The sequence below is a fragment of the Methylobacterium sp. Leaf94 genome, from assembly GCF_001426045.1.
GTDB lineage: Bacteria > Pseudomonadota > Alphaproteobacteria > Rhizobiales > Beijerinckiaceae > Methylobacterium.
Map to the genome: position 1 here is coordinate 1 of NZ_LMRM01000047.1, position 9,585 is coordinate 9,585.

The 9,585-nt window shown below is 61.4% G+C and carries 6 protein-coding genes and 2 pseudogenes; 3 read left to right on the plus strand and 5 right to left on the minus strand.

Annotated elements, in window-relative coordinates:
- Positions 1–401 precede the first annotated feature (401 nt).
- Positions 402–2,987, plus strand: coding sequence for a hypothetical protein (locus tag ASG63_RS19640; RefSeq protein ID WP_056220501.1), 2,586 nt, complete (start codon positions 402–404; stop codon positions 2,985–2,987).
- A 38-nt stretch (positions 2,988–3,025) separates the two neighbouring features.
- Here ASG63_RS19640 and ASG63_RS25575 read toward each other — a convergent pair whose 3' ends face one another.
- On the minus strand, positions 3,026–3,187 hold the full coding sequence (locus tag ASG63_RS25575) for a hypothetical protein (RefSeq protein ID WP_156394260.1): 162 nt from the start codon (positions 3,185–3,187) through the stop codon (positions 3,026–3,028).
- Between the two features lie 585 nt (positions 3,188–3,772).
- Here ASG63_RS25575 and ASG63_RS19645 point away from each other — a divergent pair.
- Positions 3,773–5,149: an O-antigen ligase family protein gene (locus ASG63_RS19645; protein WP_156394261.1), complete on the plus strand. Its 1,377-nt coding sequence runs from the start codon at positions 3,773–3,775 to the stop codon at positions 5,147–5,149.
- 51 nt (positions 5,150–5,200) lie between these two features.
- Positions 5,201–6,406 (plus strand): acyltransferase family protein, encoded by a 1,206-nt coding sequence (locus ASG63_RS24635; protein ID WP_082559411.1) that lies wholly within the window; start codon positions 5,201–5,203, stop codon positions 6,404–6,406.
- Between the two features lie 923 nt (positions 6,407–7,329).
- Here the strand turns inward: ASG63_RS24635 and ASG63_RS26050 are convergent.
- From ASG63_RS26050 to ASG63_RS27135, 4 genes and pseudogenes are all read right to left on the minus strand, one after another.
- Positions 7,330–7,611 carry a hypothetical protein gene (locus ASG63_RS26050; protein ID WP_200957566.1) on the minus strand — a complete coding sequence of 94 codons (282 nt, stop codon included), beginning with the start codon at positions 7,609–7,611 and terminating at the stop codon, positions 7,330–7,332.
- 479 nt (positions 7,612–8,090) lie between these two features.
- The coding region (locus tag ASG63_RS26630) for an integrase core domain-containing protein (RefSeq protein ID WP_244479981.1) at positions 8,091–8,364 on the minus strand (274 nt) is incomplete at its 5' end.
- Between the two features lies 1 nt (position 8,365).
- Positions 8,366–9,017, minus strand: a pseudogene (locus ASG63_RS26195) (IS3 family transposase); the annotation flags it as partial.
- Positions 9,018–9,226: 209 nt separating this feature from the next.
- Positions 9,227–9,513 (minus strand): annotated as a pseudogene (locus tag ASG63_RS27135) (transposase); the annotation flags it as partial.
- Positions 9,514–9,585 lie beyond the last annotated feature (72 nt).

Here is a 9,585-nt window from a genome sequence, read left to right on the forward strand (position 1 = left end):
GACAAGCTGGTGGGCAGCGTGATGAACCGCGCCGACCTCAAGCGCCTCGTCGAACTCGGAGAATCCTCCGTCGTACACAGCGCCGCCTACCATGGGTGAGCCGGCCGATCCGCCCTTCGGGCTGTCCGCCGCTCCAAGCTAGCCTCAGCGCAGTCCGAACGGCGTCCCCGTCCTGATCGATGCCGGCCGCGCGGGCCTCCACGATGCGGACGCTGCAGGTTCGGGCGTTGCCCAGCCCCTCATCGAACGCGGCGATCTCCGATCGTTCCGACGGCTCTGGGCCACAGCGGTTCCGGATGATCCGGCAGAACCGGCGGGCAGGATCGACATCCTGGCCGTCTCGGTCTCCTGCAGAACGCCCGCGACCACCGCAACGGTTTCCCGATCGAGGTTGTCCCGTCATGACGCATACCCGCCGCAGCCTACTCGTTGGCTTCTCGCTCTTCGGCCTGATGGCAGATGCCCACGCGCGCTCCGTCATTCGACCCGAGAACGCGAACGTCACGCCGCCAGCCTCGTCCGTACTGGCCGTTTCGGTCGGCGCGCTGACCGCATCGGGCGTCGTGATCCAGCAGCTTCCGGCGGGCACGGCGTTCGTCCCCCGCACGGGGCCGGCGGATTACTTCGCGATCGACGCGCGCGGGACGCTGTCGGTTTCGAAGGCCGGAGACTCCGCCAACCTGGGGTCCGGGACCTACGATCTGCCGGTGCAGGGCGGCGGAACCTACTATTCCGCGATCCGGGTCACGGTCGAAGCCGACACCTTCGACGTCGACACGGACGCCGCGTTCACCGCCGCCGAGGCCGCGACCGCGTCGTCTCTCACGACGGACTGGACGATTGCCCTTCCGCCCGGGGTGTGGCTCGGGGCGCGCGCGTTCACCCGGAAGTACGACGGCACGCTCGACAACCCGAATTTCGGCATCGGCGCGGCCAACCTCATCGCCAGGACGAGGACGCTCGATCGGAATGCCAAGGCGACGGCGCGCGGCGGGTCGCTGACAGTGAAATCCCGTGGCGACCGGACCTCTGGGTTCGCCGCCGCCAACAGGGCGACGGGCGCCTTCGGACCCTTGGTCCTGGAGAGGATCGACCATCGCTTGGTCCCGAACGTCGATGCCTACAATGCCAAGTTCACGAACGTCGCGACCCCGTTCATCTGGACCCCGACCGTAGATGCCCAGGGCGCCGTCACAGGCGTCGCCTCGGTGCAGCAGGTCGGCGTCGGCTACCTCGCCAGCCCCCATGAGCGTCGGGCCTACGTTTCGAAGAAGGTCGGCAACACACCGGTCACGATCTCCCAGGGGAGCCCGGCCGTCATCGGCTGGACCCAGCACGGGCTCGCGGCCAACACGGCTGTCACCTTCAACAGTGCCGGCCAGATCCCGGACGTGAAAAGCACGCTGCCGGCCGGCATCCGCGCCAGCGTGAACTACTATGTGAAGACGGTTCTCGACGCGAACGCGGTCACGATCTCCGCAACGGTCGGCGGGGCGGCGATCGCGACGACGTCGGCCGGCTCCGGGACCTTCCTCGCCAGCGCCGGTATCGGCTTCGAGGGCTGGTTCGACGTAGATGACGATGGACGGCTCACGACCGAGTCACCGCTGACCATCGTGACCGCCGGCAGCGGTCACACGCCCGCCACCGCATTCAGTCACTATCCTCTCAGCGAGACGACGCAGCGAGCCCTCTGCCAGTCGAACAATCTCGCCTCCCGTGCGACCCAGTTCCAGGTCCTGGCCGATTCCTCCGGCAACGTCGGAGACATCGCGTTCAACGGCTGCGGCTTCGGAACGGGTTCCTCCGGGGCATCCGATGTCCGCGTGCTGACGGGGGCGTTCATCCGGAACGCCAACAGGGCGTATTTCCACGATTGCGTCGTGAACGGCTACTTCGTGGCCTTCGACATCGGGTTCGCCAACGACTGTGAGATCGCCCGCACCTTCGCGGTGCGCGGCTCGAACGACTTTATCGACGAATACCCGGCCGTCGCGTCCTCGAACCTGTCTGCATCCCAGATCGCGAACGGGTCGAGGGTTCGCATCTATGGCAATGGCGTGACCCGGATGCTCGACATCCACGAGCATTCGAACGAGCATGCCGACTTCCATCAGGTCGCCGCGCCGAACGACATCCCGAAGGTTCGCGACTTCTGCGTTGTCGGAAACTACCTCTGGGGAGCCGCCTCGATCCGCTCCTTCTCCAACCAGGGCGAGATGAACTCGCTCATGGGTGACCTCGATCAGCGCCAGTACATCGCCGGCAACTTCATGTTGTTCAACACTCCGAACGGCGCGCAGCTTGCGAATGCGCGATCCGTCGCGACAGCGCAGTACGCGTTCAACACCCTCATCCGCTTCATGAGCGAATCCATCGACGATCGCGGCTATGCGAACGGCTTCAACGGAAGCGTCGAGCCCTGGGTGAGGTACCGGGGTGCCTATTCTGCGGCCCTGGCCTACGCACTCGGTCAGGTCGTCCTCTACAACGGCGGGTACTATCAGGTGTCCGCATCCGCCGGAGCTCCGGCCGGCAACCGACCGGATACGGCAGGATCCACCGTCTGGGTCGCTTGGTCAGGCTTCGAGATGGATATCAGCGGCAATATTCTCGGGGCGATCTGGGAGCATGCAACGCTCGGCGGGACGATCCGCGCAGCGGATCCGACCACGCCGGATGGCTTCATCACGGCGCAGAACGGGTCCGCGGCCTATTCCGGCGTGCCCTTCCGCTACAGGGCACAGAACAACGCCTATGTGAACGCCTACACGCCGAACGGCGGCAGCGGGACCAGCTATCCGGAGGTGTTCTCCGGCGGGACCGCGTTCTTCGAGACTTTCGACCCACAGACCGGCTTCAACGGCTACGGCCACAAGGTCCGACAGAGCGCCCTGGCGGAAATGATCGCCGACATCGAAGCGGCCTTCACTCCGAAGCCCGGCACGATCGCCGCTGGGCGCGGCCACACCGCGCTCCCCGCCTGATCCAGACCCCATGCCTCCTCGGCGAGGACCTCTCCTGGTCACGGGGTCCGGGCCTTATACGATGAGACTGCCGCCTGGTGTGACGGACCGATGTCGACGCCCTTCAGGATGATCGTCCCGGTGTCGACGCGACCCGCGCCGATGCTGCCGCCGGTGCCGTCGTGATCCAAGATGTTCACCGCGCGATCGCTGTCGCGCACGAGGGTGTCGTGTGCGGGACGTCCTCTCCACGAGCGCGCGCTGGCCTGAGGATGCGAACCGCGCCGTCTGCGATTGCCCCGTTCCTGTCTACGCCAGCCGCCGTCACTCCGACGTCCGCGGTCGCTTCCAAGTCAAGGAGCCGTCACTCCGACGGTAGAACCGTAAGATGAGATTGAGGTCTTGAGTGTCCGCGGCGCACGACTGAGATCTCGATCGAGAACAACCAAACTCTTCAGACGGAGGAGGTTTACCGGGGTCCGATGGACGGACAGAACGGAGATTTTTCACAAAAACCCGAGTTTTTCGCTGACATATAAGCAGAAAATCTCCCGGTATGCGGCGGTCAGCTTACAGAGACACGACCTCAACGGAGGCAGTCTTCATCACATCAATCAATGAAGAAAGACGCCCATTTCTGCTCTGACCCAAATAAAACCTTGCAATCTCGCACGCGCTGAAGTTCAACTCGGGTTGTTGCGTCGAAAGGCCGCAAAAACGATGATATCCAGTATGTTACTTAAATCATCTACAGGTTTTGCTTTTCCTTCCAAATCGCTGGGCACGCACCGAATGAGCACGTCAACGTGAAAGCGACCAAGGCGGCACGGGACTTGAAGCCATCCTCGTTCGGCCGAGAACACGCGCTGCGGGGGGATTGGCGGAACACCCTGAGACAGGGACGGACAGCACGAAATTGGCAATCGCCCGTGACCTATGCCGCCAACCTCCGGGGGGCAAGGGCTGTCAGGCTGATCTATCCAGGCTGTTTCGTCATTCCCTCCAGCATGATTCTTCCTTTGGCAAACGCACTGTCGTTTGCACGCGTGCTCTTAATACTTGCAACGACTTTTGCGGTCCGAGAGATTTTCTACAAAATCAGAGGCAACGGCTATGCCCTGGTGGTCTCTGACATCATCGTCTTTGCACTTTGCAGTTGGATGCTTGTGGCGCTGTATTACAACACCGGCGCCAAAGCTCTCGGCGGTATCGGCGCCGTCTCTGCGATCGAGTTCGTGTTTGCCTACCTGATTGGCAGAACGGTTTTTGGTACAATAGAAACCTATTATTTGTTTGTGTCCGCGTTGAGGGTTGTCGTATCGGCGCTTTGTCTATGGGCAATGACCGATATTATTTCAGGCGTCAACATTGTCTTCAAGATTGGCCAAGTCCTCACGGGCGGAACCTCAGCAATCGAGTTCACATCTTACAGGTTCGGGCTGATCCGTGCGCAAGGAGCGATCGAACATCCGATCTTGATGGGTACATTCTTCGCAATGTGCTTCGTGATTTTTCTACATTCGACTTTGAGCCATATTCAAAAACTCATTTGGTGCTTTGTTTCGTTGTTCGGTATGGGCTTGGCGCTCTCGTCTGCGCCGTTTCTCTCATGTGCCCTGTCCATCCTGCTTTATCTATACTACCGCGCCTTCGATCAAAAACCCTGGCGGTTCACGCTCTTAATGCTGGTATCGCTCTACAGCCTGTTTCTGATCTATTTCTTGGCTGACGATCCTGTTCGCGTGATGATCGATCATCTCACGCTGGACCCGCAAACGGGACTTTACCGGCTTCAAATCTGGCGGTGGGGTCTGGTGAATGTACGATCTGCCCCCTTCTTCGGTATTGGTCTCGCCGATTGGATCAGAGGTGACGAAATGTCGGCGACGATTGATTCCCTCTGGTTGGTTCAGACGGTTCGGTATGGCATTCCGGGATCCGTCCTACTTGCTTTAGCATTGCTGTCCACGGGCATCACGGTTGCCGTCGGCCGACTGCGGCCCCTCGGGGCCGAAGTCGAAGACGCGCGACGCGGTTTGGCGATCTGCATCTTTTTGTATGCGTTCGCTGCATTTACTGTCCATATCTGGGGATACAACTGGATTTTTCTAGCGTCTTTGTTGGGTATACGAGCGGGCCTGACCGAGTCCCAGTGCCGAATGAGATCTTATACGTCGGCATAGGTCAGACATACGATCAAAGATCCCCCGCTCCTCGGTTGTGTAAACGCACTCATGTCAACCTCCTACGCCATCATCATCGTGCTCCTGAGCGTCCTGGCTCTTTGCGCTGCGATCTCTGTAGCGAAACTGTTCGTGCTGATTGGTTTTGAATTGCCCAAGCGACCGCGCGGAGCCAGCAGTCTTGATGGACTTCGAGGATTCCTGGCTCTTGCGGTGGTTTTCCATCATTTTGTGATTTGGCTCAATAGTTATCACCTGAACATCGGCTGGCGCCCACCGGCCATCCATTTCTTCAATCAGCTTGGCTCAACGGGAGTCGCGATTTTCTTCATGATTACTGGATATCTCTTCTATCCTGTTATCCTGAAAGGTTTTTTTGAGACCGCTTGGCTACCCCTGTATCTCAAGCGCTTTTTTCGCATCATTCCACTGGTTGCTTTGTCTCTGATCGTTGTGTGCCTCGTTATTGGATATGAACGAAGCACGACTTTGAGTCGAAATGACCTTGTTCCCCTGTCTCATTGGTTGGCCGCCTGGTCGCAGCCGCCCCTGATGGGTTACCAGGACAGCGGGCGCGTCAATGCCTATGTTTTCTGGTCGCTGAAGTATGAATGGATCTTCTACTTTTCGATTTTGCCAGTCTGTGCGTTGATGATGAGTTTCTGGTCTGTCCGGTATCCGACGTGGATCTTGCCGGGAGCACTCCTCCTCGTTTCGCTTTCCCTGAGCGCGTTCAGCTTCTCCGGCATCGCGTTCCGGTTCTTCCCGCTCTTCTTCATCGGCATGATCGCGCACGAATGTTCGATCCGCCCCTCGATTGCTGACAAACTCGCATCATCCAGGGTTGCCTTTGGATCGTTGCTCCTGCTGTTGACCGGTATGTTTCTGTTCCCCTACGCAGAAGGAACTGCCCTGATCTTTACAGGGCAGTTCTTTATCATTGTCGCGTGCGGAAATAACTTATTCGGTGCACTCAGCACTTCTTCGTCCCGCCTGTTGGGCGAAATATCCTTTGGAATCTATCTTTTCCACGGTATCGTATTTTATATTTTCATGAAAAATAAGAACTTGAGCTTCAATTATTTAGATCTGGACCCCGTCTTTTCGCTGATCCCCCTTATCGTTCTGGTCGTTGTGATTGGCATCTTGGCAAATATGTTCGTGGAAAAGGTGTTTATTCAATGGGGCCGCGCCGTGTCCGATCTGCGGCCCCTTAAAATATCGCTCGGTTTCCGCGATAAAAACGGTCAGCTTTGAGTCACGCCAAGTCTCGAAATCTCACCCCGAGAGCGCTTTTACTTTGGGCCGAATCGGGTTGGAGGGGTTCACAGGGCGGCTGTCCGGACCTCGACCCGTTGCAGAGTGAGCACAACCGAGTCCGCTCTCGTCGTCTGCCCCCACTCCATCGTCGGCTCCTCCGGTCCAATCCGATCTCCTCATCAGCCCGGTCCAGAGCCGGCCGGTCACAACGAAGGGGGAGGGGATCGGCGCCACTTCGGGAGACGCTCTTCGGGCTTTGGCCCTCGACCTGCAGGGTCGGCTTGCCCCTCGCCTGGTCACGCGAGACGTGCGAGAAGAACGACGACGCCTTGGACGGTGCGCGCACCCATGTGCGGGGTGACCTGCTTCCACAGCGCCACGGTCGAGTGCTGTCGGCCGCCGCGGTCTGGATCGCGTCGCGGGCCACGCCCTTGCGGCGGCTGGCCTCCGCGGCCCCGGCCGGATCGAGGCGGGAACAGACCCGGTCGGGGAGGGCAATGCCAAGGCGGTCTTCGGCGCCAGATCGTCCGCCTCGGCACGCTGCCGGCCCGCGGCGACCGCCTGCGCGTCGGCAGGCTCGGGCGAGCGGCCCACGAGGTCGCCGGTCTGGCGCTGCTGCAGAAGGTCAGCAGCCCGGGGCGTTCATCGCAGGAGCCGCCGAACGGGGAGGGCGCCTGGCCGAGATTCACCCGCCGAGAGGATCGTCCGCTCGATGACGCGGAACGGGCCTGTGAGGATACCCCTGGCAGCCGGGTTGTAGGTCGTCGCCCGGATCAGCGCCCTGCCCCGGCCGAACCCCTTGCAGTCCAGGCCGGCGAGCTTCAGGGCAGCCGGCCGGACCGAAGCCGTCCTCGGAGCTGGTGTCGAGGTCGCACTTCGGCAGCGTCCGGACGTCCTCAGCCGGCTGTGCCGGCTTCGTCTCAGCTCTGAGGGCGTCCCAGACCGTCTTGGCCCGCCGACGGGTCGGATCGTCCCGGCGATGGCACGGGAATGGGGTAGGGGCGCTCCATCGGCGTTCCGCAGCGCCTCGTTTCGGTGGCGGGCCTGTCGCCGCCATCGGCGGCGGAGTGCCGGTCGCCGAGGAGGTAGGGGCCCGGCGTCAGCGCCTCCACCACCGTCCCCAGCACCGCGTCGAAGTCGCCGTAGGGCGGATTAGCGAGATAAGTTAGGAAGCTCACCCGTGGAATGATCGCCTCAACCAAGGCCTCCTCCATTTGTTTAACGTCAATCAAACGTTTTGCCCGGATTTCGCCACATTTGCGGAAGGATTTCTGAACTTGCTCAAGAGTTGTGCGGCGCTGTGATCAAGTTGCATAAAGTGCACCCGCGCAGCGTGTCGCTGGGCTCTCGCTATTCCGATCGTCTTCGCCGGTCCAAGGAATGCGGCGCGTATCACGAAGAACTCCCAATGTGCAGGGTCGCGGCGATCGGCAACCTCGCTATCAGCGACCGAATGCCAGCAAAGCACGTAGATGTCGGCTTTGCGGCCCGGCTGGAGTACTGGTCCGCCCCATTGAAGTGGCCCGCCCTTTGGTATGGCTCTTGAGCCTGGTGGACTTGACCCCGTTTGTGGTCCACGGCCTATGCAAGTTCTCGGGCTATGGCAGCTTGGTTGGCGAAGGCTCGAGGCGTCAAGCCGCCCAGAGCCATATGGGGNTTGACCCCGTTTGTGGTCCACGGCCTATGCAAGTTCTCGGGCTATGGCAGCTTGGTTGGCGAAGGCTCGAGGCGTCAAGCCGCCCAGAGCCATATGGGGTCGATCTTCGTTGTAGTGGCACCTCCAGTCCTCGATGCGCTCACGGGCATCGGCCAGCGACAGGAACCACGAGGCGTTCAGGCATTCCGCTCGTAGACGGCCGTTGAACGACTCGATGTAAGCGTTGTCGGTCGGCTTGCCCGGTCGGGAGAAGTCGATCTCGACCCCGTTCAGGTAAGCCCACTGGTCGAGCATGCGCNCCGTTGAACGACTCGATGTAAGCGTTGTCGGTCGGCTTGCCCGGTCGGGAGAAGTCGATCTCGACCCCGTTCAGGTAAGCCCACTGGTCGAGCATGCGCTCGGCGAACTCCGGTCCATTGTCGACCCGCAGGCTCTTGGGCCGGCCCCCTCAGCCGGACCAAGGCATCGAGCGCCTCGGTCACCTGGAAGGCGCGGAAGTTGGCTCTCGGCGTGAGTGAGAGCGCCTCTCGCGTGTGGCAATCGACGACCGTCAGGATCCGGAACGGACGCCCGTCGAAGATGCGGTCGGATACGAAGTCCATCGCCCAGACCCCGTTGGGCCCACCGATCGCTGGTCGCCCTTGGCGATAGCGCCAGGCCCGCTTGCGCTTAAGGCAGCTTGGGCCGGATCGACAGTCCCTCGTCGCGGTAGATCCGGTAAGTGCGCTTGTGGTTCACCTTCCAGCCCTCCCGTCGCAACAGGATGTGCAGCCGCCGGTAGCCGTAGCGGACCCGTGCGGCAGCCAGCTCCTTCAGTCGCATCCGCAGCGCGACCTGCGGATCAGAGCGCTTGGTATAGCGCTGGGACGACCGGCCGAAGCCGGTGGCCAGACAGGCCCGACGCTCGCTGATGTCGTAGGCCACCTGCAGGTGACCGGCGACCTCACGGCGAGCACCTTCCATCCCTTCCGTCGCAACAGGATGTGCAGCCGCCGGTAGCCGTAGCGCACCCGTGMGGCAGCCAGCTCCTTCAGTCGCATCCGCAGCGCGACCTGCGGATCAGAGCGCTTGGTRTAGCGCTGGGACGACCGGCCGAAGCCGGTGGCCAGACAGGCCCGACGCTCGCTGATGTCGTAGGCCACCTGCAGGTGACCGGCGACCTCACGGCGAGCGGCGGGCCTCACCACTTTCGTTTGAGGACGTCCTGCAGCATGGAGCGGTCCAGCGTCAGGTCTGCGACCAACCGCTTGAGCTTGCCGTTCTCGTCCTCCAGCTGCTTCAGCCGCCGGATCTCCGGCACGCCCATGCCGACGAACTGCTTCTTCCAACGGTAAAACGTCGGCTCGGATACACCCATCTTCCGGCAGACCTCGTCCACCGTCGCACCGTTCTCCGCCTGCCGCAGGGCRAAGGCGATCTGTTCGTTCGTGAAGCGTTTGCGAGGCATGGCATCCTCCCTCCTTCAGGGTTCAGGATGCCCGAAAAACTTGCGCTCAGCGCGGACCAATTTGCTGGGTCA

Bases quoted from the DNA above. Each gene is read 5' to 3' on its own strand.
- ASG63_RS19640 (WP_056220501.1), top strand. From the start codon at position 402: ATGACGCATACCCGCCGCAGCCTACTCGTTGGCTTCTCGCTCTTCGGC.
- ASG63_RS24635 (WP_082559411.1), top strand. From the start codon at position 5,201: ATGTCAACCTCCTACGCCATCATCATCGTGCTCCTGAGCGTCCTGGCT.